The sequence below is a fragment of the Serratia sp. K-E0102 genome (assembly GCF_029962625.1).
GTDB lineage: Bacteria > Pseudomonadota > Gammaproteobacteria > Enterobacterales > Enterobacteriaceae > Serratia > Serratia sarumanii.
In genome coordinates this window covers 3,584,100-3,607,613 of the sequence record NZ_CP124754.1, presented here as the reverse complement: position 1 = coordinate 3,607,613, position 23,514 = coordinate 3,584,100, and the positions used below count along the sequence as shown (strand labels likewise).

At 63.0% G+C, this 23,514-nt stretch carries 23 protein-coding genes; 14 read left to right on the top strand and 9 right to left on the bottom strand.

What is annotated here, in order from left to right:
- Window positions 1–157 precede the first annotated feature (157 nt).
- Together fabB and SSARUM2_RS17210 are read left to right on the top strand one after the other, a co-directional pair.
- On the top strand, window positions 158–1,378 hold the full coding sequence (gene fabB / locus SSARUM2_RS17215) for a beta-ketoacyl-ACP synthase I (RefSeq protein WP_039564934.1): 1,221 nt from the start codon (window positions 158–160) through the stop codon (window positions 1,376–1,378).
- Between the two features lie 212 nt (window positions 1,379–1,590).
- On the top strand, window positions 1,591–1,812 hold the full coding sequence (locus tag SSARUM2_RS17210; protein WP_004936201.1) for a hypothetical protein: 222 nt from the start codon (window positions 1,591–1,593) through the stop codon (window positions 1,810–1,812).
- A gap of 62 nt (window positions 1,813–1,874) precedes the next feature.
- Here the strand turns inward: SSARUM2_RS17210 and apbE are convergent, their stop codons facing one another.
- The gene (apbE, locus tag SSARUM2_RS17205) at window positions 1,875–2,906 is read right to left on the bottom strand and encodes an FAD:protein FMN transferase ApbE (protein ID WP_060452515.1); all 1,032 of its coding nucleotides are present in this window, start codon (window positions 2,904–2,906) and stop codon (window positions 1,875–1,877) included.
- A 154-nt stretch (window positions 2,907–3,060) separates the two neighbouring features.
- Between apbE and SSARUM2_RS17200 the strand changes: the two genes are divergently transcribed.
- The gene (locus tag SSARUM2_RS17200) at window positions 3,061–4,173 is read left to right on the top strand and encodes an SLC13 family permease (protein WP_060452516.1); all 1,113 of its coding nucleotides are present in this window, start codon (window positions 3,061–3,063) and stop codon (window positions 4,171–4,173) included.
- On the opposite strand, the gene pepT is transcribed toward SSARUM2_RS17200, so the two are convergent.
- Window positions 4,170–5,417 (bottom strand): peptidase T, encoded by a 1,248-nt coding sequence (gene pepT, locus SSARUM2_RS17195; RefSeq protein ID WP_060452517.1) that lies wholly within the window; start codon window positions 5,415–5,417, stop codon window positions 4,170–4,172. The genes SSARUM2_RS17200 and pepT overlap by 4 nt on opposite strands.
- Before the next feature lie 217 nt (window positions 5,418–5,634).
- On the opposite strand from pepT, the gene SSARUM2_RS17190 reads away from it, so the two are divergent.
- Complete coding sequence (locus tag SSARUM2_RS17190) at window positions 5,635–6,531, top strand: endonuclease/exonuclease/phosphatase family protein (protein ID WP_060438447.1); 897 nt, start codon at window positions 5,635–5,637, stop codon at window positions 6,529–6,531.
- A 27-nt stretch (window positions 6,532–6,558) separates the two neighbouring features.
- On the opposite strand, the gene SSARUM2_RS17185 is transcribed toward SSARUM2_RS17190, so the two are convergent.
- The gene (locus SSARUM2_RS17185; RefSeq protein ID WP_060438448.1) at window positions 6,559–7,992 is read right to left on the bottom strand and encodes a PLP-dependent aminotransferase family protein; all 1,434 of its coding nucleotides are present in this window, start codon (window positions 7,990–7,992) and stop codon (window positions 6,559–6,561) included.
- A gap of 93 nt (window positions 7,993–8,085) precedes the next feature.
- Between SSARUM2_RS17185 and SSARUM2_RS17180 the strand changes: the two genes are divergently transcribed.
- Window positions 8,086–8,541 (top strand): rhodanese-like domain-containing protein, encoded by a 456-nt coding sequence (locus tag SSARUM2_RS17180; RefSeq protein ID WP_060438449.1) that lies wholly within the window; start codon window positions 8,086–8,088, stop codon window positions 8,539–8,541.
- Between the two features lie 4 nt (window positions 8,542–8,545).
- On the opposite strand, the gene flk is transcribed toward SSARUM2_RS17180, so the two are convergent.
- Window positions 8,546–9,574 carry a flagella biosynthesis regulator Flk gene (flk, locus tag SSARUM2_RS17175; RefSeq protein WP_039564954.1) on the bottom strand — a complete coding sequence of 343 codons (1,029 nt, stop codon included), beginning with the start codon at window positions 9,572–9,574 and terminating at the stop codon, window positions 8,546–8,548.
- A 205-nt stretch (window positions 9,575–9,779) separates the two neighbouring features.
- Between flk and SSARUM2_RS17170 the strand changes: the two genes are divergently transcribed.
- The 4 genes from SSARUM2_RS17170 to SSARUM2_RS17155 are packed head-to-tail and all read left to right on the top strand — an operon-like array spanning window position 9,780 to window position 13,272.
- Window positions 9,780–10,142 (top strand): hypothetical protein, encoded by a 363-nt coding sequence (locus SSARUM2_RS17170; protein WP_060438450.1) that lies wholly within the window; start codon window positions 9,780–9,782, stop codon window positions 10,140–10,142.
- A gap of 49 nt (window positions 10,143–10,191) precedes the next feature.
- The gene (locus SSARUM2_RS17165) at window positions 10,192–12,066 is read left to right on the top strand and encodes a protein-disulfide reductase DsbD domain-containing protein (RefSeq protein ID WP_282488500.1); all 1,875 of its coding nucleotides are present in this window, start codon (window positions 10,192–10,194) and stop codon (window positions 12,064–12,066) included.
- Window positions 12,063–12,779 carry a DsbA family protein gene (locus SSARUM2_RS17160; protein WP_033648072.1) on the top strand — a complete coding sequence of 239 codons (717 nt, stop codon included), beginning with the start codon at window positions 12,063–12,065 and terminating at the stop codon, window positions 12,777–12,779. The genes SSARUM2_RS17165 and SSARUM2_RS17160 overlap by 4 nt, the downstream gene beginning before the upstream one ends.
- The gene (locus SSARUM2_RS17155; protein WP_033648071.1) at window positions 12,772–13,272 is read left to right on the top strand and encodes a protein disulfide oxidoreductase; all 501 of its coding nucleotides are present in this window, start codon (window positions 12,772–12,774) and stop codon (window positions 13,270–13,272) included. Before SSARUM2_RS17160 ends, SSARUM2_RS17155 begins: the two co-directional genes overlap by 8 nt.
- Here the strand turns inward: SSARUM2_RS17155 and SSARUM2_RS17150 are convergent.
- Window positions 13,269–14,735, bottom strand: a complete 1,467-nt coding sequence (locus tag SSARUM2_RS17150) for a PLP-dependent aminotransferase family protein (RefSeq protein WP_060438451.1) — start codon at window positions 14,733–14,735, stop codon at window positions 13,269–13,271. The two genes, SSARUM2_RS17155 and SSARUM2_RS17150, sit on opposite strands and share 4 nt — an antisense overlap.
- A gap of 172 nt (window positions 14,736–14,907) precedes the next feature.
- Between SSARUM2_RS17150 and SSARUM2_RS17145 the strand changes: the two genes are divergently transcribed.
- Window positions 14,908–15,903, top strand: a complete 996-nt coding sequence (locus SSARUM2_RS17145; protein ID WP_048321839.1) for a DMT family transporter — start codon at window positions 14,908–14,910, stop codon at window positions 15,901–15,903.
- A gap of 156 nt (window positions 15,904–16,059) precedes the next feature.
- The gene (locus SSARUM2_RS17140) at window positions 16,060–16,689 is read left to right on the top strand and encodes a CatB-related O-acetyltransferase (protein ID WP_033653746.1); all 630 of its coding nucleotides are present in this window, start codon (window positions 16,060–16,062) and stop codon (window positions 16,687–16,689) included.
- A gap of 34 nt (window positions 16,690–16,723) precedes the next feature.
- Here the strand turns inward: SSARUM2_RS17140 and SSARUM2_RS17135 are convergent, their stop codons facing one another.
- The 3 genes from SSARUM2_RS17135 to SSARUM2_RS17125 are packed head-to-tail and all read right to left on the bottom strand — an operon-like array spanning window position 16,724 to window position 19,680.
- Window positions 16,724–18,241 carry a tripartite tricarboxylate transporter permease gene (locus SSARUM2_RS17135; protein ID WP_033648067.1) on the bottom strand — a complete coding sequence of 506 codons (1,518 nt, stop codon included), beginning with the start codon at window positions 18,239–18,241 and terminating at the stop codon, window positions 16,724–16,726.
- Window positions 18,242–18,252: 11 nt separating this feature from the next.
- Window positions 18,253–18,684: a tripartite tricarboxylate transporter TctB family protein gene (locus tag SSARUM2_RS17130; protein ID WP_033635360.1), complete on the bottom strand. Its 432-nt coding sequence runs from the start codon at window positions 18,682–18,684 to the stop codon at window positions 18,253–18,255.
- 15 nt (window positions 18,685–18,699) lie between these two features.
- Window positions 18,700–19,680, bottom strand: a complete 981-nt coding sequence (locus tag SSARUM2_RS17125; RefSeq protein WP_033635359.1) for a tripartite tricarboxylate transporter substrate binding protein — start codon at window positions 19,678–19,680, stop codon at window positions 18,700–18,702.
- A 276-nt stretch (window positions 19,681–19,956) separates the two neighbouring features.
- Between SSARUM2_RS17125 and SSARUM2_RS17120 the strand changes: the two genes are divergently transcribed.
- From SSARUM2_RS17120 to SSARUM2_RS17110, 3 genes are all read left to right on the top strand, one after another.
- Window positions 19,957–20,286: a hypothetical protein gene (locus tag SSARUM2_RS17120; protein WP_033648065.1), complete on the top strand. Its 330-nt coding sequence runs from the start codon at window positions 19,957–19,959 to the stop codon at window positions 20,284–20,286.
- Between the two features lie 167 nt (window positions 20,287–20,453).
- Complete coding sequence (gene tctD, locus SSARUM2_RS17115; protein WP_033648064.1) at window positions 20,454–21,128, top strand: transcriptional regulator TctD; 675 nt, start codon at window positions 20,454–20,456, stop codon at window positions 21,126–21,128.
- The gene (locus tag SSARUM2_RS17110; protein WP_033635356.1) at window positions 21,115–22,533 is read left to right on the top strand and encodes a sensor histidine kinase; all 1,419 of its coding nucleotides are present in this window, start codon (window positions 21,115–21,117) and stop codon (window positions 22,531–22,533) included. Before tctD ends, SSARUM2_RS17110 begins: the two co-directional genes overlap by 14 nt.
- Here the strand turns inward: SSARUM2_RS17110 and SSARUM2_RS17105 are convergent.
- Window positions 22,530–23,450 carry a DMT family transporter gene (locus tag SSARUM2_RS17105; protein WP_060438452.1) on the bottom strand — a complete coding sequence of 307 codons (921 nt, stop codon included), beginning with the start codon at window positions 23,448–23,450 and terminating at the stop codon, window positions 22,530–22,532. The genes SSARUM2_RS17110 and SSARUM2_RS17105 overlap by 4 nt on opposite strands.
- Window positions 23,451–23,514: the final 64 nt, after the last annotated feature.

Here is a 23,514-nt window from a genome sequence, read left to right as displayed (position 1 = left end):
AAATTCAAGGGATGCCGCGAATTCTAACGGCGCTGGCGCCCTGGCGCAAACTGGACAACAATAAAGCTGAAAAACGCTGATCGGACTTGTTCGGCTTACATCTGTACGCTAAAGTGCGATGCAAAATCCCGTAGGTAAATAGTGGAAGAGGTATTGAATGAAACGTGCAGTGATTACTGGCCTGGGAGTTGTCTCCAGCATTGGTAATAACCAGCAGGAGGTCCTGGCGAGCCTGCAGGAAGGACGTTCTGGGATCACTTTCTCCCAGGAGCTGAAAGATTCCGGCATGCGTAGTCACGTATGGGGGCAAGTTAAGCTCGACACGACCGGCCTGATCGACCGCAAGGTGGTGCGTTTCATGAGCGATGCTTCCATCTATGCCTTCCTGGCGATGCAAGAAGCGATCGCTTCTTCCGGCCTGAAGGAAGAAGAGTATCAAAACAACCCGCGCGTGGGCCTGATCGCCGGTTCCGGCGGTGGTTCTCCGCGCTTCCAGGTGTTCGGCGCCGATGCGATGCGCAGCCCGCGCGGCCTGAAAGCGGTTGGCCCATACGTGGTCACCAAAGCTATGGCTTCCGGCGTTTCCGCCTGCCTGGCGACGCCGTTCAAAATCCACGGCGTGAACTACTCCATCAGCTCCGCTTGCGCGACCTCCGCACACTGCATCGGTAACGCGGTTGAGCAAATCCAGCTGGGCAAACAGGACATCGTGTTCGCCGGCGGCGGCGAAGAGCTGTGCTGGGAAATGGCCTGCGAGTTCGACGCGATGGGCGCGCTGTCCACCAAGTACAACGACACGCCGGAAAAAGCCTCCCGTACTTACGACGCCGATCGTGACGGTTTCGTCATCGCCGGCGGTGGCGGTATGGTGGTGGTTGAAGAACTGGAACACGCGCTGGCGCGCGGTGCGCACATCTACGCGGAAATCGTTGGCTACGGCGCAACGTCTGACGGCGCCGACATGGTAGCGCCATCGGGCGAAGGCGCGGTGCGCTGCATGAAGATGGCGATGCAGGATCTGGATGCGCCGATCGACTACATCAACGTGCACGGCACCTCCACGCCAGTAGGCGACGTGAAAGAGCTGGGCGCGATTCGCGAAGTGTTCGGCGACAATACCCCGGCTATCTCCTCCACCAAGGCGATGACCGGTCACTCGCTGGGCGCCGCAGGCGTGCAGGAAGCGATCTACAGCCTGCTGATGCTGGAGCACGGCTTTATCGCGCCGAGCATCAACATCGAAACCCTGGATGAGCAGGCGGCCGGCATGAACATCGTGACTCAGCCGACTCAGCGCGAGCTGACCACCGTGATGTCCAACAGCTTCGGCTTCGGCGGCACCAACGCCACCCTGGTGATGCGCAAACTGGCGAAATAATCCCTCCTGAGTCTCACCTCGCTATCAAGCCCGCGTTTTCGCGGGCTTTTTACTGGCCGAAGCCCGCCGGCCGGGCGTTCGGAGTTTTCCCAAATCACATCCCCTGACACATCATTACCTCGCCATTACACGCGTTGGGCATACAATAGCCGGGTAGCGTGATTATCGCTCGGCGTAGTTTTCCAAAGTGATCGAACATTGAGGCACGAAGTATGAAAAAGTTAATTGCGGTTGGGTTACTGTCGGCCGTGTTGGCCGGATGCGCCACCGATTCTCCCTGCGTGCCGGTCTACGATGACCAGGGGCGCCTGGTGCACACCAACACCTGCATGAAGGGCACCACTCAGGATAACTGGGAAACCGCGGGTGCGATCGCCGGCGGCGCGGCGGCGGTTGCCGGCCTGACTCTCGGCATCATCGCGCTGACCAAGTGATTGGCGCAGCGCCTGCGGGCGCATGCAACCAGCCCGGCCATCGCGCGCCGGGCTTTTTAATTTCACTGCACCAAAAACGCCTTGAACTGCGGCGTCATCACGGCGCTGAAACCGTCGTCGGTTTTGCTGATCAGGTAGACCGCCAGCCCTTTCTCTTCGGCAAGTTTCAACGCTTTCTCCGTGCCCAGAACCATCAGGCCGGTATCCCAGCCGTCGGCCTCGAGCGCGGTGGGGGCGATCACCGTGGCGGAAACCAGGCGGTGGTTGATCGGCCTGCCGGTGGTCGGATCGATGACATGGGAGTAGCGCTGGCCGTTTTGTTCGAAGTAGTTGCGGTAGCTGCCGGCGGTGCTGATGCCGTAACCGTGCAGATCCACCAGCGCCTGCACCGCATTTTCACTGTCGGTCGGCTTTTGGATCGCCACCCGCCAGGGTTTGCCCTGGCCGTTGACGCCGCGTGAAGAGACCGCGCCGCCGACCGACACCAGGTAGTTGGTAATGCCGTTGCGGTTCATCAGGCGCACCAGTTCATCGGCGCCGTAGCCTTCGCCCAGCGTCGAGAGATCGACATACATGTCCGGCAGATCTTTTTGCAGCCACTCCCCGCGATTGTCGCTGATCAGCTTCAGGTGCTGCAGGCCGGTGCGCTGCTTCGCCGCGTCGATCTGCGCCTGTTCCGGCACTTTGACCGGGTGCTTGTCGGGGCCGAACCCCCACAGGTTCACCAGTGGGCCGACGGTGATGTCCATGGCGCCGCCGGTATCGCGGCCGATGCGCTGGGCCATCAGCACGATGTCTGCCATGCCACGCGGGATCGGCTGCGGTTCGAGGCCGGTGCTGCGGTTAAATTGCGACAGCACCGAGTCAGCGCGGTAGGTGGAGATATCGTCGTTGGCCCGTTCGAGCACCGCGTCGATCTGCCGCTGCAGTTCTTGCTTGCCGATCGCGACGTCACCGCTGACTTTAACGCTGTAGAAGGTGCCCATGGTCTTGCCGTCGATATCGATTTGCGGGCGGGAGGCGGCATCGTCGCAGGCGGCGAGCAGGGCGCATAAGGCGCTGAGCAACGCTCCTTTGGCGAACAGGGAAGCCATAACATGTCCTTTGAAAACGAGAAAGCCGCTACAAATAAAGTAAAGCGCGGCAAATGGAAAGCGGATAAAGGTAAAATAGCATTTTGCTGGCGTAGATGCTGCGCCTGAGCTAACGTCTCGCTCATGCTTTTCGCTGAGGTTTCAAGCTGCCACCATGAGTTCAACCGCCATTTCCCGGCTTATCCACCCCTTTGTCAAAGACCGTTTCCTGCACGTGCTGTTGCTGGCCGGCGCAGCGATGTTCGCCTTTGATCCGCAGCCGCTGGCGGCGCTGGGCGGTTTCATCGACGTCCGCACCCTCATTACTCTGCTGGGGCTGATGCTGCTGACCAAAGGCGTCGAGGTCAGCGGCTACTTCGACTTCGTTGGCCGCAAGATTATCAACCGGTTGCACAGCGAACGGCGGCTGGCGCTGTTCCTGGTGTTTTCCGCCGCGCTGCTGTCGTCGTTTCTGACCAACGACGTGGCGCTGTTTATCGTCATTCCGCTCACCATCACGCTGAAAAAGCTGTCGGCGCTGCCGGTTGGCCGTTTGATCATCTTTCAGGCGCTAGCGGTGAACGCCGGTTCGCTGCTGACGCCGATCGGCAACCCGCAAAATATCCTGCTGTGGAGCCGCTCCGGCCTTTCTTTCCTCGGCTTCATCGGCCAGATGGCGCCGTTTGGCGCCGCGATGATGCTGAGCCTGCTGGCGTTGACCTGGTTCAGTTTCCCGGCGCGCGGCATCGTGAAAACGCCGAATACCGAGGGCTACCCCTATCAACGGCCGCTGTTGCTGAGCTGCGTGGGGCTGTATGCGATCTTCCTGCTGTGCCTGGATATCGGCCTGCCGCTGTATGGGTTGCTGGCGGTGTTCGCCGGCTTTTTGTTGCTGGCGCGCCGGGTGCTGTTGCAGATCGACTGGAGCCTGATTTTCGTGTTCGCCGCCATGTTTATCGATGTTGGCCTGTTTACCCGCCTGCCGCCGCTTCAGCCGGCGTTTGCCGCCATCGCCGGGCTGAGCGACGGTGTGGTGTATGCGTTGGGCGTTGGGCTGTCGCAGATCGTCAGCAACGTGCCGGCCACCATTTTGCTGCTTAACTATGCGCCCTCCAGCACGCAACTGGCCTATGCGGTCAATGCCGGCGGCTTCGGGTTGGCGATCGGATCGCTCGCCAACCTGATTGCGCTGCGCATGGCGGGGGAGCGCAAGATCTGGTTGCGCTTCCACTATTACTCGCTGCCGCTGCTGGCGTGGGCCGCGCTGGTCGGCTGGCTATTGAGCTAACTCTGATTACCGCTCTGCCGGGCGGCCAGCAGGCAAATGCTGCGGGTCACCTGGTAGGATTTCACGAAGGCGCTGACGGGTAAAAACTCGAAGCGCGAGTGGAAGTTATGCGCGCCGGTGAAGTAATTGGGCGTCAGGATGCCGCGGCTCGAGAGCGCCGCGCCGTCGGTGCCGCCGCGCATCGGGATCACCTTCGGCGGGATGCCGTGGGCGGCAAGGGCGCCGAAGATCAGATCGATGGCGCGCCGATCTTCGCCGATGGCGTTGCTGATGTTGCTGTAGATGTCGCTGATGCTGCAGCTGACGTTGGCGCGCGGATAGCCGGCCGCCACCTGACGCACCGTCTCCTCAAGGCGGGCTTTGCGCGCCTCGAACGCCGCGCTATCGAAGTCGCGAATCGACACCTTCAGCGTCGCCTGATTGGCATTGGCGGCCAGATCGGTGAACCAGAAATAGCCCTCGCGCCCGTCGGTGTGTTCCGGGGTATCCTGCACGTCGAAGCGGTTGATGATGTCGTTGGCGATGCGTATCGGGTTGATTAACACGTTTTTCGCCGACATCGGGTGCGCGGTCACCCCCTCGATGCGGATTTCCGCCGCCGCCGCGTTGAAATTCTCGTAAACCACTTCACCCAGTTCGCAGCAGTCGATGGTGTAGGCGAAATCGACGGGGAAACGCTGCAGATCCAGCGCCTTGGCGCCGCGCAGGCCGATCTCTTCATCCGGCACGAACGCCACCACGATATCGCCGTGGCGATCGGCGGCGGCCAGGTTGGCCAGCAGCGTCATCACCACGGTGACCGCCGCCTTGTTGTCGGCGCCCAGCACGCTGGTGCCGTCGCTGAACAGGATCTCTTCGTTGCGGTAGGGCAGGATCTCCGGGTGTTCGGCGACCCGCAGCCAGATGTCTTGCTCGGCGTTCAGGCATACATCTTCGCCGGTGAAGCGCAGGCGCTGCGGGCGAATCTCGGGCGACAGGCCGACGTCCACGGTGTCGATATGGGTGATGAAGCCGATGCGCGGCGCGCCGGGCTGGGTGCCGGGCTTGCGGGCGGTGACGGTGGCGTGGTCGTCTATCTGCACGTCGGCCAGGCCGAGCCGGCGCAGCTCTTCCGCCAGCAGCTGCGCCATTTCATGCTGCCCCGGCGTGCTGGGCAGGACGGTTGCGGCGGCGTTGCTCTGGCTGGTGACCGCCAGGTAGCGGAAGAAACGTTCGGTAAGCTGTTCGGCAATCGGGCTGGTCATCGGAACTCCTCGCGGTTGGCAATCTACCGGTTTTAAAACGAAATCAGCCGTTTGTCCAACGGTGCAATGCGTAAACCGCCAGAATGCGAAGCATCGCGCAGAAACGAAAAATAGCGGTGCAACTAGGAAATAGTCGCAGGTTTCTGCGGCAAAATCGGTGTTAGCTGTGGGCCGGGAAGCGCCTACATAACACTTATCTGTCCCTCAAGGAGAATTCATGCACACCGGTCACGCTCTGCTTATCACCTTACTGTCCCTGGGCCTCTCTCACAGCGCCTGGGCCTCTGCCGATGCCGGCCATGCCAACAGCAACGCCAACAGCCGCGAAGTGGCCAGCGCGTTGGGTGGCCTGAAAAATAAAACCTATGAACTAGAACAGGCGCCGAAGATCCGCGTCGCCAGCTTCAATATCGCCGCCGGCAAGGTCAGCGACATGACCGCCATCGCCAAGGCAATTCGCGCGATGAACGTCGACGTGGTGGCGCTGCAAGAGGTGGATAAACTCACCGCCCGCAGCGGCCGGGTCGATCAGGCGGCGGAGCTGGCGAAGCTGACCGGCATGCAGGCGGTGTTTGGCCGGGCGATCGATTACGACGGCGGCGAATATGGCCTGGCGTTTCTCTCGAAGTATCCGCTGCACGATGCCGTGATCTATCCGCTGCCGTCCGGCCAGCGCGAACAGCGCATCGCCTTCAGCGCCAAGGTCGACGTGCCGGAGTTCCCGGCGCCGATCACCCTGTTCAACGCCCACCTCGATACCAAGGAAGATCCGACGATGCGCCTGGATCAGGTGCGGGAGCTGAACGATCGCGCCATCGAAGTGCGCGGCATCAAGCTGCTGTTCGGCGATATGAACGATGTGCCGGGCAGCGTGACCTGGCTGGAGCTGAGCCGCTATTGGAACGACATCATGCCTGACGGCCAGGATGGCCGCAGTTGGCCGGCGGAAAACGCCGAGATCAAGGTGGATTACATCTTCACCGGTAACGCGCAGCGCTGGCATCTGGACAGCCTGACGGTGCCGAACGCCAGCGGCGACTGGAACGGCGTGCATTGGCCGGCGGTGAGCGACCACCTGCCGCTGGTGGCGGAGATGCGCCTGACCGAGCAATAAGCGGATGGGCATCCCATTGAGGCCGCGTTAAGCCACGGCGATCTGCGCCAGCCGCTCGACGGCGCTGCGGATCTCGCCCGGCGTCAGGGCCGAAAAGCCCAGCAGCCAGCCGTCGCGCTGCGCCTGCGCCGTCTGGTATTGCGCCTTCAGCCTGGGCGTGAGGATGCCGAGCCGCCGCGCCTGTCGGCTGAGCGCCGCCTCCTGGCCGGGCGGCAGCCAGACGCTGAGCTGCAGGCCGCCGGTGGCGGGAGCGGGCGTGGCGAAGTGGCCGAGTTTTTCGCGTACTTCCGCCAGCAACACATCGCGCCGGCTGCGGTAGAGCTGGCGCATGTAGCGGATATGCGCGGCGAAGTGCCCCTGGTGGATGAATTCGGCGGTGACCGCCTGCATCAGCTGCGCGCTGTGGCCGTCATACACCGTACGCGCGGTGACGAACGCTTCAACCAGCGCGGGCGGGGCGATCAGATACGCCAACCGCAGTGAAGGGAACAGCGACTTGGAGAAGGTGCCGAGGTACAGCACCCGCCCACGGCGATCCAGGCCCTGCATCGCCGGTATCGGCAGGCCGTCGTAATGAAACTCGCTGTCGTAATCGTCCTCGATGATCCAGGCCTGTTGCCGCTCTGCCAGCGCCAGCAACGCCAATCGGCGCGCCAGGCTGAGCGCGGCGCCGGTCGGGTATTGGTGTGAGGGGGTCAGATAAATCAAACGTGGGTCCGGCAAGGAGGATTCAGCACGCAGGCCGTCGCCGTCCACCGCGACCGGCGTCAGGGCGGCGCCGGCGCTGATAAAGGCGTTTCTTGCCCCGGTGTAACCCGGCTCTTCCATCCAGACGCTGTCGCCGCTGTCCAGCAGCAACGTGGCGATCAGCTGCAGCGCCTGCTGCGAACTGGTCAGCACGATAACCTGACGTGCATCGCAGATCACGCCGCGCGTTTGGTTGACGTGGGCGGCAATCGCCTCACGCAGCGGTAAATAGCCCTGCGGGTCGCCGTAGCGCAGCAGGCTTTCTCCCTGTAGCCGCAGGCGCTGTGCGGTCAGCTGCTTCCACAAGGCCAGCGGAAACGCGCGCAGGTCCGGTGAACCGGCGGCGAACGCCTGTGGCTGCTGCGGATCGCGGCAGCCGCCGGTTTGCACGATCTGTTGGCCGCGCTGCGAAAGGCGCGGCATGCCGGATCCGGCTGCCGGCGGCGGTGATTTGGCGATGGTAATCGCCACAAAGGTGCCCTGGCCGACGCGGCGCTGCAGATATCCCTCCGCCTCCAACTGACCGTAGGCCGCTTCGACGGTCACTCGCGAGAGGCCCAGATCGCTGGCCAGCACCCGGCTGGAAGGCAGGCGTTGCCCAACGTTCAATGCCCCTTGATGGATGGCCTGCCGCAGTGCGCCGCACAGGCGATCGCGCAGCGTGCCGGCGGTGTGGGGCGATTGCTGAAACAGCGTGACCAGCGAGTGCCGCATAATTGGCCTTATGATTTATGGAAAATGGGTATCAATCATAAGACCAAAATGAGGCACTATTGTCATCTGTCTTGATGCACGGGAGTGAGTGGTATGTCGAAAGAATCATTGGTGCTGGCTTTTCCACCGGCGGCGCCGGAAGAGAGCCTGGCTTACCTGGCGGCCAAGCTGAGCCGCTATGCGGATGCCTGGGACGTGGCGGAAGATCTGCGCAACGGCGTGGACGGGATAGTGGTGATCGACACCCGCGCAGAGGCGCTGTACGCCGCCGGGCATATCCCCGGGGCGATCAGCTTGCCGCATCGCCTGATGGATGAAGCCGGCACGGCGCAACTGGATCGCCAAAAGGTGTATGTGACCTACTGCGACGGCATCGGCTGCAACGGTTCCACCAAAGGCGCCTACAAACTGGCGAAGCAGGGATTCAGGGTGAAGGAGCTGATCGGCGGGCTGGATTTCTGGCTGCGCGACGGCCATCCGTTGGCCATCGACGAACAGCCGGGATCGCTGCGCGATCGGGCGGCTGCTGAGGACTGCGGCTGCGCCTGAGGTGTTAAAACACCAGCGCCAGTACGATCGCCAGCGCCACCAGCAGCAGGATCAGCGCCGCGGCAGGCTTGCTGAGCGCTTTTTGCAGCGGCAGCGGCAGGGCGGCGATCAGCGGGTTGAGCAGCGGCTGCGGCTCGACGGGCTGGCTGACGATCGGCTGCGCCTGGCCGGCCTTCTCCAGGCGGCGGGCAAACAGCTGATGAATGGCGTCGCTCATTTGCGGATGCGTCAGAGGCGCATTGGCGCCGCAGTTGAAGCGCGTCTGGCAATAGTCGTTCATCTGCTGCAGCTCTTGCTCGTCCGCCGGCTGCTTGAGTGCCGCCAGCAGATTGTTCAGCGTCGGCGCGCTCTGCGGGCTGAGGGCCACCTTCACCTGCAAGAATTGGTTCAGCAGCTGGAAGTGGCGCGCCGGCAGCGGATCGTTGGTTTTCACGCCCGCCAAATCAAACAGCGTTTGCCAGATTTTAGCCGGCGCTTCACCGGTGGCCGCGCTAAGTTTGGTGACCTGCTGCTGCAGGCTTTGATGCTCTGCGGGCAGCAGCGGGCGATCGCTGGTGGCGGTTTGCTGCGGCTGGGGAATGGCCAGGCCGCCGGTTTGCAACAGATTCAGCACCTGCTGCAGCTGTGGTGGGCTCAGCTGGCTCAGTACCGTGTGGCCGAACTGCTGGCGAATAAAGTCGCTGACCGCCTGGCGATTGTTGCCCTGCGGCAGCAATTCGGCCAGCTGTTGCAACAGCTGGCGCCCGGCATGGTTTTGCTGCGCCTGCGTCAGGCGCGTTTGCAGCAGCTGTTCCGCCGGTTGAAAATGACGCGCCAGCAGTTCACCGCCGTTATCGGCGCCGAGATCGTGACGCAGAGTCGCCCAGATCTCCGCCGGCTTTGCCGGGCTGAGCGTCATGATTTTCACGATCAGCTTTTCCAGCGTCGTGCGCTGCGCCGGAGAGAGGGGTTGATCGTCAGTGGCCGCCGTTTTGCCCGGGGAGGGAGGGCGTTCGCCGGCGATTGGGGTGCCCGGCCCACTCAAAGGTTGCATATCACCAGTCCTTCGCTGTGTATCCCCGCAGAATGCCTGGAGGAGAGAATCATCATCGTACCCGGCGAAAAGCGCAGGCTTACCCACTATGATACCTGTAAATCGCCGCCATCAATACCGCCGCTCAGACATTTCTTTACCGACAAAACGTTGCTAATCGCGCCCGCGCCGCTAAGATAGCCCCAGACCCGAACGTGAGGATGGCATGGTTAAACGGCAGCGGATTGCAAAATGGTTTTTATGCCTGGCTTGCCTGGTGGTGCTGACGTGCATGACCCAGCGCATGGCGGGCCTGCATGCGCTGCAGCAAACGCTGGGGATCCCGGCGGCCACTGCCGTTCAGTCCGGTGATACCGCCGCCGAAGCGCAGCCGACGCCCTGTGAGCTGAGCGCCAAGTCATTGCTGGCCGCGCCGCCGGTGATGTTCGAAACCGTGCTGTTCGGGCTGGGTCTGCTGCTGGCGCTGTTGGCGCCGACCATCGCCGCGCGCCTGCGCATTCCTCCTCTCCGCGCCATTTCACCCCCCACCCTCAGGGTGCACCTTCGATTATGCGTCTTCCGTGAATGAGTTAATCGCCCGTTTTTCGCGGTGATTTAATCATTTATGGAGAATTAACATGTTGAAAATTATCAGGCTGGCCTGCGCTTGCCTGTTTATGCTGTGGCTACCTGCCTTGCAGGCGGCGGACAGCGGCTGGCTGCAAAATCCGGCCAACGATCATGCCAAGGTGCGGCTGCGCGCCGACACGTCACAGCCGGGGGAGACCCGCCTGCTGCTGTCGGTCGAGCTGCAAAAGGGCTGGAAAACCTACTGGCGTTCCCCTGGCGAAGGCGGCATCGCGCCGGCTATCGTCTGGCAGGGCAACCCGCCGCCGGCGACCTGGCACTGGCCGACGCCGCAGCGTTTCGAAGTGGCCGGCATTTCCACCCAGGGCTATCACGATCGGGTCACGCTGCCGATCGTGATGTCAGGCCCGGTATCCGGCCCGCTGGCGGGCACCCTGACGCTGTCCACCTGCAGCAACGTCTGCATTCTGACCGACTACCCGTTCAGTCTGGATCTGACGACGCCGAACGATCCGCAGTTTAACCACGACTTCGCGCAGGCGATGGGGCAGGTGCCGATCGCCGCCGGGGTGCCGGTCAGCGACGGTTGGGGCGATGCGGCGCCGGATCTGCGCGGCAAAACGCTGACGCTGGTGATCGACGACGGCGGCATGGCGCAGCAGATTACGCTGCCGATTGGCGATCCGTTGGCCGCGCCCGTCGGTGCGGCGTTCCCGCTGTGGCAGGCGGTATTGATGGCGCTGGCGGGCGGGTTGATCCTCAACCTGATGCCGTGCGTGCTGCCGGTGCTGGGCATCAAGCTCGGCTCCATCCTGCAGGTGGAGCATCGCGATCGGCGCAGCGTGCGTTTGCAGTTCCTGGCGTCGTCGCTGGGTATCGTCGCCTCGTTTATGGCGCTGGCCCTGTTGATGACGCTGCTGCGGCTCGGCAACCATGCGCTCGGCTGGGGCATTCAGTTCCAGAATCCGTGGTTTATCGGTTTTATGGTGCTGGTGACGCTGCTGTTCAGCGCCAACCTGTTTGGCCTGTTCCACCTGCGCCTCTCGTCCGATCTAAACACGTCGCTGGCCACCCATAACGGGCAGGGGCTGAGCGGCCATTTCTGGCAGGGCGCGTTCGCCACGCTGTTGGCGACGCCGTGCTCGGCGCCGTTTCTCGGCACGGCGGTGGCCTTCGCGCTGGCGGCGTCGCTGCCGGTGCTGTGGGGCATGTTCATCGCGCTCGGCATCGGCATGAGCCTGCCGTGGCTGCTGATCGCCGCCTGGCCGTCGCTGGCGCTGCGCTTGCCGCGCCCCGGCCGCTGGATGAATACCGTCAAGCTGGCGATGGGGCTGCTGATGCTGGCGTCGTCGCTGTGGCTGCTGAGCCTGTTGAGTAACCATATCGGCGTGCAGGCCACGCTGTGGCTGGGGGCGTTGGCGCTGCTGGCGTTGCTGCTGGCGGTGTGGCGTCAACAGGGCGCACGGTTGGCGGCCAAGCTGGCGGCGGGCACGTTGGTGCTGGCGGGCGTGGCCTTGCTGGCCGGATCGCTGACCGCCGGCCTGTGGCGCCAGCCGTTGCAGGATCGGGTGCAGTGGCAACCGCTGAGCGAACAGGCGATTACCGAAGCGCTGGCCCAGCATAAGCGGGTGTTCGTCGACGTGACCGCCGACTGGTGTGTGACCTGTAAAGCCAACAAATTCAATGTGCTGTTGCGCGATGACGTGCAGCGCGCGCTGAGCGCCGACGACGTGGTCGCGCTGCGCGGCGACTGGAGCCGCCCGTCGGCCGACATCAGCGCCTTCCTGCAAAAGCGCGGCAGCGTCGCCGTGCCTTTCAACCAAATCTATGGCCCCGGCAGTCCGGAGGGCGAGGTGTTATCCCCGCTGTTGACCCGTGACGCCGTGCTGCAATCCCTTTCCCATGCCAAAGGAACCGAACAATGAAAAAGCTACTGATTTTACTGATGATCATCGCCGCCCCGGTGTGGGCCGCCGAGCCTTTCACTCCGGCACAAGAGGCGCGTATCAAAGAGATGATCCGCGAAACGTTGGTGTCTAACCCGGACATTCTGGCGCAGGCGGTGGACGCCTGGCAGCAGCAAACCGCCGGCCAGCAGATCAGCCAGGCTATCAAGCAGAACGCCAAAACGCTGTATCAGGATCCGGCCAGCCCGCGCCTGGGCGCCGCCAACCCCAAGCTGACGCTGGTGACCTTTACCGACTATAACTGCCCGTACTGCAAGCGTTTCGATCCGATGCTGGAGAAGATCGTCAAGCAATACCCGGACGTGGCGCTGGTGGTGAAACTGCTGCCGTTCAAGGGCGAAAGCTCGGTCAGTTCGGCGCGCGTGGCGCTCACCACCTGGCAGCAACATCCGGATCAATTCTGGGCCCTGCACCAGCGGCTGATGGCGAAAAAGGGCTTCCACGACAACGCCAGCATCGCCGCCGCGCAAGAGAAAACCGGCGTCAAGGCGGTGGCGCCCAGCGAGCAGAGCATGACCACGCTGCGCACCAACATGGAATTGGCGGAGCAACTGGGCGTGCAGGGGACGCCAGCGACGCTGATCGGCGATCGGATGCTGCCGGGGGCGGTATCCTATGAAGAGCTGGAAGCGATGGTGAAACAGCAGTTGGCGAAGGCCAACAATGGCTAAGCTCAAGCGCTGGGGGCGCGAGTTGCTGCTGCTGGCGCTGATCGCGCTGGCGGTGGTGACGGTGATGGATTGGCTGAACGCGCCGCAGGCGCCGCCGGCCTTCGATGCCCAGACCCTGACCACGCTGGATGGCGAGAGTGTGTCGTTGGCGCAGCTCAGCCATGAGCGGCCGCTGCTGGTTTACTTCTGGGCCAGCTGGTGCGGCGTCTGCCGTTTCACCACGCCGGACGTCGCCCGTTTGCAGGCGGCGGGCGGCAACGTGCTGACCGTCGCGCTGCGCTCGGGCGACGATGCCCAGGTGAAACAATGGCTGGCGCGCAAACGGCTGGCGCTGCCGGTGGTCAACGATCCGGCCGGTACGCTCTCGGCGCAGTGGCAGATTGGCGTGACGCCGACCTTCGTGGTGGTCTCGCAGGGCAAGGTGGTGCAGACCACCACCGGCTGGACCAGCTACTGGGGGATGAAGCTGCGGCTGTGGTGGGCCGCCGTCTAACCGGCGTTTTTCTCCGTTATCACCTCCTCAATCGCCCGGCATAGCCGGGCGATACCTTCTTCAATCTGCGGCGGCGAGTTGGCGGCGAAATTCAGCCGCAGGCCGTGCGCGCCCAAATGTTCCTGCGCATAAAAGCATTCGCCGCGCGCGAAGGTCACGCCGTATCGCCAGGCGACCGGCATCAGCTCGGCGGTGGTCATTGATGCCGGCAGCGTCAGCCAGATAAACAAGCCTCCCTGCGGCGTTTCAAAGCGGCATCCCGACGGCAGCCGCCGTTGCAAGGCGTCAATCATCACCTCCAGATGGCGGCGGTAGACGCGCCCGGCGCGCCGCAGCTGCTTGTCGTAACGGCCGACGGTGACGAAAGCGTCCAGCGCCCGCTGGATCAGGCTGGAACTGGTGAAGCTGTCGACGTGCTTCAGCCTTGCGAAGCGCTGATAGTGTTCGCTGTCCGCCACCAGATAGCCGATGCGCATGCTGGGCAGCAGCATTTTGGAGAAGGTGCTGACGTAGATCACCGCGCCCGGCTGCGCCAGCGCGCGCAGCGACGGCAGCTGTTTGCCCTGATAACGCAGATCGCCGACGAAGTCGTCTTCCAGGATCACCACGCCGGCCTGTTGAGCGATCGCCAGCAGGCGTCGCCGACGCGCCTCGCTCAGGCAGCGGCCGGTCGGGTTGTGGAAATTGGGGATGGTGTAGATCAGTTTGGGACGGTGGCGTTCTAACAATTCCGGCAGCAAATCCACCCGCATGCCGTGTCGGTCGCCCGGTACGGTGACGATATTGACGCGGTGCTGGCGCAGCAGGCCCAGCGCTTCGGCGTAGGTCGGCTCTTCGACGATCGCCGTATCGCCCGGCGCCAGCAGGCTTTGCACCACCAGGCTGATGGCGTGCTGCGAGCCGTTGGTGATCAGCACCTGTTCCGCCTGCGTGGGGATGCCCTGCGCGCTGAGAATGCGGCTCAGCGTATCGCGCAGCGGGTAGTAGCCGCAGTATTCGCCGTAGCTGAAGGCCTCTTCCGCGTGGCGGCTGAGCACCGACAGCAGCACTTTGCGAAACGCCTCCAGCGGAAACACCTTAGGGCTGCCGACGCCGGCGGCGAAGTTGATCAGCCCCTCCGGCAGCGGGGCGTCGGCGTAGCCGTCCAGCCGCGAGGTGAGGGTGGTGAAGCTTTCCAGCGGGAAAGGGGCATCGCTGCTCGGCCGGGCCGGGCGTGCCTGCATCTGCGGATGCGCGACATAGGCGCCGCTGCCGCGCCGCTGATGCAAAAAGCCCTTGGCCGCCAGTTCGGCGTAGGCGTTATCCACCGTTAAACGGCTGACCGCCAGTTCGGCCGCCAGCGTGCGCGTCGAGGGCAGTTTGTCGCCATCGACAAACACGCCGGTGAGGATGGCGCGCCGCAGCGCTTCTTCGATCTGTAAATAGAGCGGAACGTCCTGCTCGCGATCCAACGGGATATGCATGGGAAATTGGCCCGGTTATGGAGAGAGGTTTTTACTATACCCCATGTCAACAGGGCTTCAAGCGCAGAAAAGTGGCCTGCATGACAACGCCGCAAAGTGGCTATAGTGAGAAAAAATGGCCGCGTTACACTGTGCGCCTGAGCATTTATGTCGCCATTTTTCCGAGGATCTCATGTCATTACCGTCAGGCGTTTCCGCCCGGCCGGCGCTGCCCGGCGCGCGTCTTTTTCAGGGCAGCAGCCAGGGTTACGCCATCGCCATTATCAGCGCGATGCTGCTGGCCTTTACCGCCATCATCATCCGCGCGCTGACCGAGTACTATCACCTGCCGACCTTCGTGCTGGCGTTCTGGCGCGCGGCGCTGGTGGCGCTGGTGCTGTTGCCGCTGCTGTTGCTGGTGAAACCGCAGTGGGCGCGCCTGCGCCGTAAACAGGTGGCTTTCTACGCGCTTTACGGGCTGTTGCTGGCGCTGTTCAACAGCCTGTGGACGCTGTCGGTGGCGCTGAACGGCGCATCGGTGGCGACCATTCTGACCTACTGTTCGGTGGGTTTTACCGTGTTCCTCGGCTGGGTGATGTACAGCGAACGCCTGACGCTGCGCCAATTGCTGGTGATCGCCATCAGCCTGGGCGGCTGCTTCCTGGTCAGCAACGGCGACAGTATGGGGAACAGCCACTTCGATCTGCTGGGGCTGCTGGTGGGGATGTTGTCGGGCATCGGCTATACCCTGTATACCCTCGGCGGGCGGGTGGCCAGCGAACGCGGCTATCCGGTGTGGAACACCATCCTGTACGTGTTCGGTTTTTCGGCGCTGTACCAATTGGTGTTCAACGCGGCGCTGACGGCGTTCCCGCTGGCGGCGTTCCACGGCATGGCCGGCTCTCTGTGGTTCCTGTCGCACGGTGCGCAGGGCATTCAATGGAGCGGCTGGCTGTTGCTGCTGGCGTTGGCCGCCGGGCCGACGCTGCTGGGCTTCGGGCTGTACAATATCAGCCTGAAAACGCTGCCGCTGGCGGTGGCCAACCTGATCCTGTCGCTGGAGCTGGTGTTCACCGCGGTGATCGCCTATTTCCTGCTGGGGGAGAGCATGAATCAGCTGCAGCTGCTGGGCAGCGCGCTGGTGATGGGCGGGGTGCTGCTGTTGAAAAGCAAGACCGCCGAGGCGTGATCGGCTACCATTACGCCTCGCAAGAGAGGCCGTAATGATGAATAACCCGAGATTGAAACGAGCGCTTATCGCTTGAATGGCCGTGTTGAGTGAACGACAACACGGCCACAGACATTCCGTTCCGTGGCTTTTATTCCCGTAACCAGAGAATACGCCATGTCCGAAAAACACTGGTCCAACACCGAGCTGCTGCATCAGACGGTGACCAACCCGAACATTATCGTCAAAGGCACCCACAGCTACTACAGCGACTGTTGGGATAACGGCTTCGAACGCTCGGTAGTGCGCTATCTGCACGGCGACGCGGTCAGCCGGCAATGGCAGCCGCTGGGCGACATAGACCGCCTGCTGATCGGCGATTACGTGTGCATCGCGGCCGAAGCGGTGATCCTGATGGGCGGCAACCATACCCATCGCATCGACTGGCTGAGCCTGTATCCGTTTATGGCAACCATCAAGCAGGCGTACCGCCCCAAAGGCGATACCCGGCTGGGCGACGGTTGCTGGATCGGCATGCGGGCGATGCTGATGCCGGGAATCTCGATAGGTGAGGGGGCGATCGTCGCCGCCGGCAGCGTGGTGGCCGGCGATGTTGAGCCTTATGCCATCGTCGGCGGTAATCCGGCGAGGTTTATCCGTTGGCGGTTCGCGCCGGAAGTCATCGCGCGGTTGCTTGCCTTGCGCCTCTATGACTTGTCCGAGGCGGACTTTACGGTGATTCAGCCCCTGCTCGCCGATGGCGATATCGATGCGTTGGAAAGGGGAATTGCGGCCTTGCGCCGTTAAACGCAACGGGCGGGGATTCCCCGCCCGTTTCGCGTTACTCGGCCTTGGCCTCGATCGCCGATTGGCGGCGTTTGCGCATCAGGCGCAGCAGCGGCGGCAGCGCCAGTACCGCGACCGCCAGCACCAGCAGCGTTTGCGCGATGCTGCTGCTCCACAGGATGCCGAACTCGCCGTTGCTGATCGACAGCGCGCGACGCAGATTCTGCTCCAGCATCTCACCCAGCACGAAGCCCAGAATCAGCGGCGACATCGGGAAGTGCATTTTCCGCAGGATGTAGCCGAACACGCCCAACCCGACCATCAGCAGCAGGTCGAAGGTGGTGCTGTGCACCGCATAAACCCCCACCGCCGAAACCGCGGCGATCGCCGGCACCAGGAACCACAGCGGGATGGTCAGCATGCGGGTGAACAGGCCGACCAGCGGCAGGTTCATGATCAGCAGGATGACGTTGGCGATCAGCAGCGCCGCGATCAGCCCCCAGACGATATCCGGCTGTTCGGTGAACATCGCCGGGCCGGGGGTGATGTTGTACAGCGTCAGCGCGCCCATCATCACCGCCGTGGTGCCGGAACCCGGCACCCCCAGCGTCAGCATCGGAATGAACGAACCGCAGGCAGAGGCGTTGTTGGCCGCTTCCGGCGCCGCTACGCCGCGGATGTCGCCCTTGCCGAAGGTGTCGCTGTTGCCGCTGATTTTCTTCTCGGTCATGTAGGTCAGCGCGCTGGCGATAGTGGCGCCGGCGCCCGGCAGAATGCCGACGAAGAAGCCGATCACCGACGAGCGCAGGGTAGGGCCTGCGCACTGCGCCGCCTCTTTGCGGTTGAACAGCAACCGGCCGGTTTTACGCACCAGCTTTTGTCCGGCGCTGGTGCTTTCCAGCATCAGCAGGATTTCGCTGACCGAGAACAGGCCGATCACCACCACGATAAACTGCACGCCGTCGGAGAGGTGCACGCTGTCGAAGGTAAAGCGGTAAACGCCGGTATTGGCGTCGACGCCCACCGTCGCCAGCCCCAGGCCGATCAGCGCCGCCAGCAGCGATTTCAGCGGGTTCTGGCTCATCATGCTGCCGAGGCAGGCGATGGCGAACACCATCAGGGCGAAATACTCCGCCGGGCCGAAGGCCAGCGACCAGCGGGCCAGCAGCGGCGCGAACAGGATGATGCCGCCGATGGCGATCATCGAGCCAACGAACGAGCTGACCGCCGAGATGGACAGCGCCACGCCGGCGCGCCCCTGCTGCGCCATCGGGTAGCCGTCCAGCGCGGTCATGATCGCCGCCGCGTCGCCCGGCACGTTGAGCAGAATCGACGAGATGCGCCCGCCGTATTCGCAGCCGATATACACCGTCGCCAGCAGGATCAGCGCCGATTCGGCCGGCAGCTTGAGGGCAAACGCCAGCGGCAGCAGGATCGCCACGCCGTTGATCGGCCCGAGGCCCGGCAGCAGGCCGACGATGGTGCCGACGAAGCAGCCGATCAGGGCGATAATCAGGTTCTGCGGCACCAGCGCCACTTCGAACCCTTGGGTCAAATACATCCAGGTATCCATCATCGCTCCCGTTAGCTCAGCCAGGCGCCGAGCGGCAGTGTGACATCAAGAAGGCGGTCAAAGGCGTAATACAGCACTGCGCCCATGACGACGCCGGAGATCGCCGCCGCCGGCAGGCTGGCCTGAAACAGCAGGCCGATGCTGAACGTCAGCAGCGCGGTCGCCAGCGGGAAGCCCAGCCATTCAAAGCCCCAGGCATACAGCACCAGGGTGATCACCAGCACCAACAGCCGCTGCAGCACCTTGTTGTGCGGCCACTCCACCGCCTGCGGGCGGCGCAGCAACAGCAGGGCCGAGCACAGCGCCATCAGGCTGAGGATCGCCAGCGGGAACGGGCGCGGCCCCAGCGGTTCATAGCTGTATTCGCTTTGGATGCCCCAGCCGATGAACAGCCCGCCGATACACAGCAGCAGCCAAAAGCCGGCAAAAATACGATCGCTCATGGTTTTCCCCTGCGGTTATTTGGCCAGGCCGAACACTTTCGCCTGCTCACGGTATTGGGCAACCTGATTCTTCACGTAGGCGTCCAGCTCTTTGCCGGTCATGTTGAATTCGAACAGGCCGCGCAGATCGCGCTGCTGCTTGAATTCGTCGGTCGCCATCATTTTCTGGAAGGTGTCGATCCACCACTGATACTCTTCATCGCTGACTTTCGGCCCGACGTAGAAGCCGCGAATAATCGGCCACACCAGGCTGTATCCCTGTTCTTTGGCGGTCGGAATGTCGGCCAGCTGGCCCGGCAAACGTTGCTCGGCATACACCGCCAGGACGCGGATCTTGTCGCCCTGCAGGTAAGGCACCATCTCGCTCAGATCACCGGAGACCGCCTGGATATGGTTGCCGAGCAGCGCGGTGACCGGCTCGCCGCCGCCTTCGAACGCCACGTAGCGCATCTTGCGCGGATCCACGCCGACTTCGCGCGCCAGCAGCGCGGTTTTCATCCAGTCCTGGCTGCCGATGGAGGCGCCGGCGCCGAATACCACGCTGTTGGGATCTTTTTGGAAGGCGTCCATCAGGTCTTTCAGGGTTTTGTAAGGCGAGTCGGCGCGCACCGCGATCATGCCGTAGTCGGTACCGACCGCCGCCAGCCATTTCACGTCGTCCACGTTGTAGCGGCCGAACTTGCCCTGGGCCAGATTGAGCAGCGAACCGCCGGAGAAGGCCACCACGGTGCCGAACTCCGCCGGGCGCTGCGCGACGATGGCGTTGTAGGCCACCGCGCCGACGCCGCCGGGCATATAGGTGACGCGCATCGGTTTATCGATGGCCTTGGTGTCCTGCAGCGACACCTGAATCAGCTTGCAGGTCAGATCGAAGCCGCCGCCGGGCTTGGCCGGCGCGATGCATTCGGTGCGTTTGGGCGCTTCCACGGCAAAGGCCTGATTGGCTGCCAGCAGCAGGGCGGCGGCGGTAAAGGTACGGGTCATTATTTTTTTCATTGTGACTTGCCCTCGGTATTGTTCTGATTGTGAAATCCCGCCGGGTGCGGTTGCAGGATTGTTAAAACAACAACCTTTCATTTACCTTTCAGTGGCCGGAAAAGTTTCCAGTCTGTGATTAGGGTCTCTTGTCGCCGGCGAATAACGGATGCGCTACCATAGAAAAGCAGGCAAGAACAGGGCGCAAAACCGGGCAAAATCCTGCGTAATATCAGGTTTGCCGTTCTGCTTTCGCGATAAAATCACGATCGGTGAAATGAATAGAGACGCAGTGATATGTTTTCGTTAGGGAAATTGTTTGGTGGCAGGGACAGCGCCAAAGTAGGTGCGATTAAACGGTTGCCTGAGGTTTACGCTGAAATGACGGGAAAAGCCGGGCAGTGCCGTTTAAAGCGACTGCGTGCCGACGTTGGCGTTTTTGAGCTGCATTTCGTCAACGCCGACGGTGAAAAATATGCTTGCCAGATGACCGCCTGCGTGACCGGCATCGATCTGGTGTTTGCCGTCAACAACCGCTCCGTGCTGGTATCTTCACCGTTTACAGCCGACAAACTGCGCCCGGTGCTGGACATTGCCGTTGCCGATAGCCCCATTCCGCTGATCTGACACCGCCCTGCGATCGCGCCCCATACGCATAATTGTGTGCCAGCTCCCAAAACTGGCGGCGCGGCGCTCTTTTATCCCCTTATTTTCCATGCCATTCTCTGTTATCGGCCTGTTAACAGGCGCCGTGTCGGCGCCAGGTTGTTCAGGTAAATCAATGGAATGGGAACATGCGACTGTTATTGGTTGAAGATCACCCCGAGCTGTCTCACTGGTTGCAAAAGGCGCTGACCGGCGCCGGCTTTGCCGTTGACGTCGCCCCGGACGGCGTGGCGGCGGATCACCTGCTGCTCAACGAACGCTATGCGCTCGCGGTGCTGGATGTGGCGCTGCCGCGTATGAACGGCCTGGATTTGCTGGCGCGCCTGCGCAAGCGCGGGCAGGATCTGCCGGTGCTGCTGCTGACGGCACGCACCGACGTGGCCGACCGGGTGAAAGGCCTGAATCTGGGGGCGGACGATTACCTCACCAAGCCGTTCGAACTGGACGAGCTGGAAGCGCGCATCCGGGCGCTGCTGCGCCGCAGCGTCGGCGCCCCGCAGCCGGCGTTGCAATACGGCGCGTTGACCTATCACGACGAAGGCTATTTTCTGCTGGAGGGCAAGCCGCTGGCGCTGACGCCGCGCGAACTGGCGGTGCTGACCGCGCTGATGCACCGGCGCGGCCGCCCGGTGGCCAAGCAACAGCTGTTCGAACAGGTGTTCACGCTGTCCGACGAAGCCAACCCGGAGAGCATCGAGCTTTACGTACACCGCCTGCGGAAAAAGCTGCAGGGCAGCGACGTGGCGATCGTCACGCTGCGCGGCCTGGGCTACAGCCTGGAGCTGTGCAATGCGGTGGTTTAACGCGCCGCGTTCGCTGTTCTATCAACTGCTGCTGTTTTTTGGCCTGCCGTTGCTGGCGTTGGGCGGCATCTCTATCTACACCCACTATTTCAGCGCCATGAGCGCCGCCACCCTGGCCTACGATCGCACGCTGCTGGCGTCGGCGCGCACCGTGGCGGAGCGGCTGGTGGTGCGCGAAGGCAAGCTGGCGGTCGATGTGCCCTATGTGGTGCTCGACAGCTTCGAGCGCAACATGAACGATCAGCTGTATTACGAGGTGATTTCGCCGCAGGGGAAAAGCATTTCGGGCTATGACGATTTGCCGCCTTTGCCGCCCCATATCCCGCGTTCCACGCTCTACCCGGCGCTGGTGCATTTTTACGATGCGGAATACCTCGGCCGGCCGATCCGCGTGGCGGCGCTGTTTCAACCGGTCAACGAGTCGGGGGTGAGCGGCATGGCGACCATTTTGGTGGCGGAAACCCTGGAGTCGCGCCGTTACCTGGCGCGGCAGATGATGATCGCGGCGCTGTTGAGCCAGGGCACGGTGGTGGTGTTGACCCTGATCCTGGCGTTCGCGCTGCTCAAGCGGGTGTTGAAACCGATGCGTAAACTCTCCGGCATCATGCTGCGGCGCGATCCGGGCGAGCTGACGCCCTTGCCGCGGGTGTTGCCGTGGTCGGAGATGCAGCCGCTGCTGGTGGCGTTCAATCGTTACATCGAACGGCTGCGGCTGATGGTGGCGCGTCAGGAACGTTTCAGCGCCGACGCCTCCCACCAGCTGCGCACGCCGCTGGCGGTGTTGAAGACTCAGGTCGGGGTGGCGCTGGCCAGCGATCGGCCGCAGCAGTGGCGTGAAAGCCTGCAGGCGATGAGCGCGACGCTGGATAATACCGTGGCGCTGACCGATCGCCTGCTGCACCTCTCACGCCTGAAGGCCAGCGAGCACCAGGCCGAGCGCCAGCTGCAGCCGGTCAATCTGGCGCAGGTGCTGCGCGACGCCTGCTTTTCCCGCTTGCCGCAGGCGCGCAGCAAACAGATCGATCTGGGTTTCGAAGGCGAGGCGGCGTGTCAGGTGGCGGGGGAGCCGCTGCTGTTGGCCGAACTGTGCGCCAATCTGCTGGACAATGCGCTGAAATACACGCCGCGTCAGGGGATAGTGACCGCCCGCCTCACTCAGGATAAGGCGGCGGGGGAAGGCGTGCTGGAGATTGAAGACAGCGGCCCCGGCATCGCCTTGCAGGATAAGGCGCTGGCGCTGCAGCCGTTTCACCGGCTGGACAACGTGGGCGATCAGCCGGGCGCCGGCCTGGGGCTGGCGCTGGTGAAGGACATCACCGCCTATCACGGCACCCGCCCGGAGCTGCTGAGCTCCGCCGCGCTGGGCGGCCTGTTGGTGCGGGTGCGATTTAGGCTGCTGCCTTAAGCCTGTTCTTTGCAGGACTCGACGTTGGCCGCCGGGGCTTTGGCTTTACGCGTCAGCGGCGTGCGCAGCCGCTGCGACAGGATAACGCCCAGCAGGGTGATGCCGCCGCCGATCAGGTGGTAACCGTGCAGCTGCTCATGCAGGAACAGCACGGCGATAGCGGCGGTAAACACCGGCGCCAGGTTCATGAAGATCGAGGCGGTGTTGGCGCCCAGGCGCATCACGCCCTGGATCCACAGGAACGGGGCGATGATCGAAGCCGGAATGCCGGCGAACAGCACCAGCGGCAGGTTATGGCCGTTCAAGCCGACATCCTGCGCCATCAGGAAATTAGGCAGCAGCAGCAGCACGCCGAACAGGATCTGCACGTACAGCGATTGCCAGTTCGGCAGCGCGATGGCCCAGCGTTTGGTCAACACGCCATACAGCGCGTAAGAGGCGGTGGCGAGCAGCATCATCAATTCCCCCTTGCCGATACCGTGCTGCAGCAGCACGCCGGGCTGACCGCCGCTGACCAGCCAGATCAGGCCGCAGAAGGAGAGTATGCTGCCGAGCAGCACGCCGACGGTTGGCGCAATGCGCAGCAGTACGATGCTGATCAGGATGGTCAGCAGCGGGATCAGCGATACGATGATGCCCATAAACAGCGCGCTGACGCTGTGTGCGGCGTAATACGCCAGGCTTTGGTACAGCACCATGCCCAGCAAACCGAGGATCATCAATTTCCACCAGTTGGCGCGCACCTGCGCCCAGTTGCGCAGCACACCCGGCAGCACGAACGGCGTCAGGGCAATCAACGCCAGCAGCCAGCGGTAGAGCGAGATGGCCGCCGGATCGATGGCGGTGGCGGAGAGTTTGCTGACGACGGCGTTAATCGACCAAATCAGCACGGCCAACAGCGGGAAAAGCATATTCATGATAATTATTCTCAATAACGTCCAACATGCTGGCTAGTCTACGCGTGTCCGGTTTATCATATAT

Coding starts and splice junctions, on each gene's coding strand:
- fabB (WP_039564934.1), top strand. CDS start 158: ATGAAACGTGCAGTGATTACTGGCCTGGGAGTTGTCTCCAGCATTGGT.
- SSARUM2_RS17210 (WP_004936201.1), top strand. CDS start 1,591: ATGAAAAAGTTAATTGCGGTTGGGTTACTGTCGGCCGTGTTGGCCGGA.
- apbE (WP_060452515.1), bottom strand. CDS start 2,906: ATGGCTTCCCTGTTCGCCAAAGGAGCGTTGCTCAGCGCCTTATGCGCC.
- SSARUM2_RS17200 (WP_060452516.1), top strand. CDS start 3,061: ATGAGTTCAACCGCCATTTCCCGGCTTATCCACCCCTTTGTCAAAGAC.
- pepT (WP_060452517.1), bottom strand. CDS start 5,417: ATGACCAGCCCGATTGCCGAACAGCTTACCGAACGTTTCTTCCGCTAC.
- SSARUM2_RS17190 (WP_060438447.1), top strand. CDS start 5,635: ATGCACACCGGTCACGCTCTGCTTATCACCTTACTGTCCCTGGGCCTC.
- SSARUM2_RS17185 (WP_060438448.1), bottom strand. CDS start 7,992: ATGCGGCACTCGCTGGTCACGCTGTTTCAGCAATCGCCCCACACCGCC.
- SSARUM2_RS17180 (WP_060438449.1), top strand. CDS start 8,086: ATGTCGAAAGAATCATTGGTGCTGGCTTTTCCACCGGCGGCGCCGGAA.
- flk (WP_039564954.1), bottom strand. CDS start 9,574: ATGCAACCTTTGAGTGGGCCGGGCACCCCAATCGCCGGCGAACGCCCT.
- SSARUM2_RS17170 (WP_060438450.1), top strand. CDS start 9,780: ATGGTTAAACGGCAGCGGATTGCAAAATGGTTTTTATGCCTGGCTTGC.
- SSARUM2_RS17165 (WP_282488500.1), top strand. CDS start 10,192: ATGTTGAAAATTATCAGGCTGGCCTGCGCTTGCCTGTTTATGCTGTGG.
- SSARUM2_RS17160 (WP_033648072.1), top strand. CDS start 12,063: ATGAAAAAGCTACTGATTTTACTGATGATCATCGCCGCCCCGGTGTGG.
- SSARUM2_RS17155 (WP_033648071.1), top strand. CDS start 12,772: ATGGCTAAGCTCAAGCGCTGGGGGCGCGAGTTGCTGCTGCTGGCGCTG.
- SSARUM2_RS17150 (WP_060438451.1), bottom strand. CDS start 14,735: ATGCATATCCCGTTGGATCGCGAGCAGGACGTTCCGCTCTATTTACAG.
- SSARUM2_RS17145 (WP_048321839.1), top strand. CDS start 14,908: ATGTCATTACCGTCAGGCGTTTCCGCCCGGCCGGCGCTGCCCGGCGCG.
- SSARUM2_RS17140 (WP_033653746.1), top strand. CDS start 16,060: ATGTCCGAAAAACACTGGTCCAACACCGAGCTGCTGCATCAGACGGTG.
- SSARUM2_RS17135 (WP_033648067.1), bottom strand. CDS start 18,241: ATGGATACCTGGATGTATTTGACCCAAGGGTTCGAAGTGGCGCTGGTG.
- SSARUM2_RS17130 (WP_033635360.1), bottom strand. CDS start 18,684: ATGAGCGATCGTATTTTTGCCGGCTTTTGGCTGCTGCTGTGTATCGGC.
- SSARUM2_RS17125 (WP_033635359.1), bottom strand. CDS start 19,680: ATGAAAAAAATAATGACCCGTACCTTTACCGCCGCCGCCCTGCTGCTG.
- SSARUM2_RS17120 (WP_033648065.1), top strand. CDS start 19,957: ATGTTTTCGTTAGGGAAATTGTTTGGTGGCAGGGACAGCGCCAAAGTA.
- tctD (WP_033648064.1), top strand. CDS start 20,454: ATGCGACTGTTATTGGTTGAAGATCACCCCGAGCTGTCTCACTGGTTG.
- SSARUM2_RS17110 (WP_033635356.1), top strand. CDS start 21,115: ATGCGGTGGTTTAACGCGCCGCGTTCGCTGTTCTATCAACTGCTGCTG.
- SSARUM2_RS17105 (WP_060438452.1), bottom strand. CDS start 23,450: ATGAATATGCTTTTCCCGCTGTTGGCCGTGCTGATTTGGTCGATTAAC.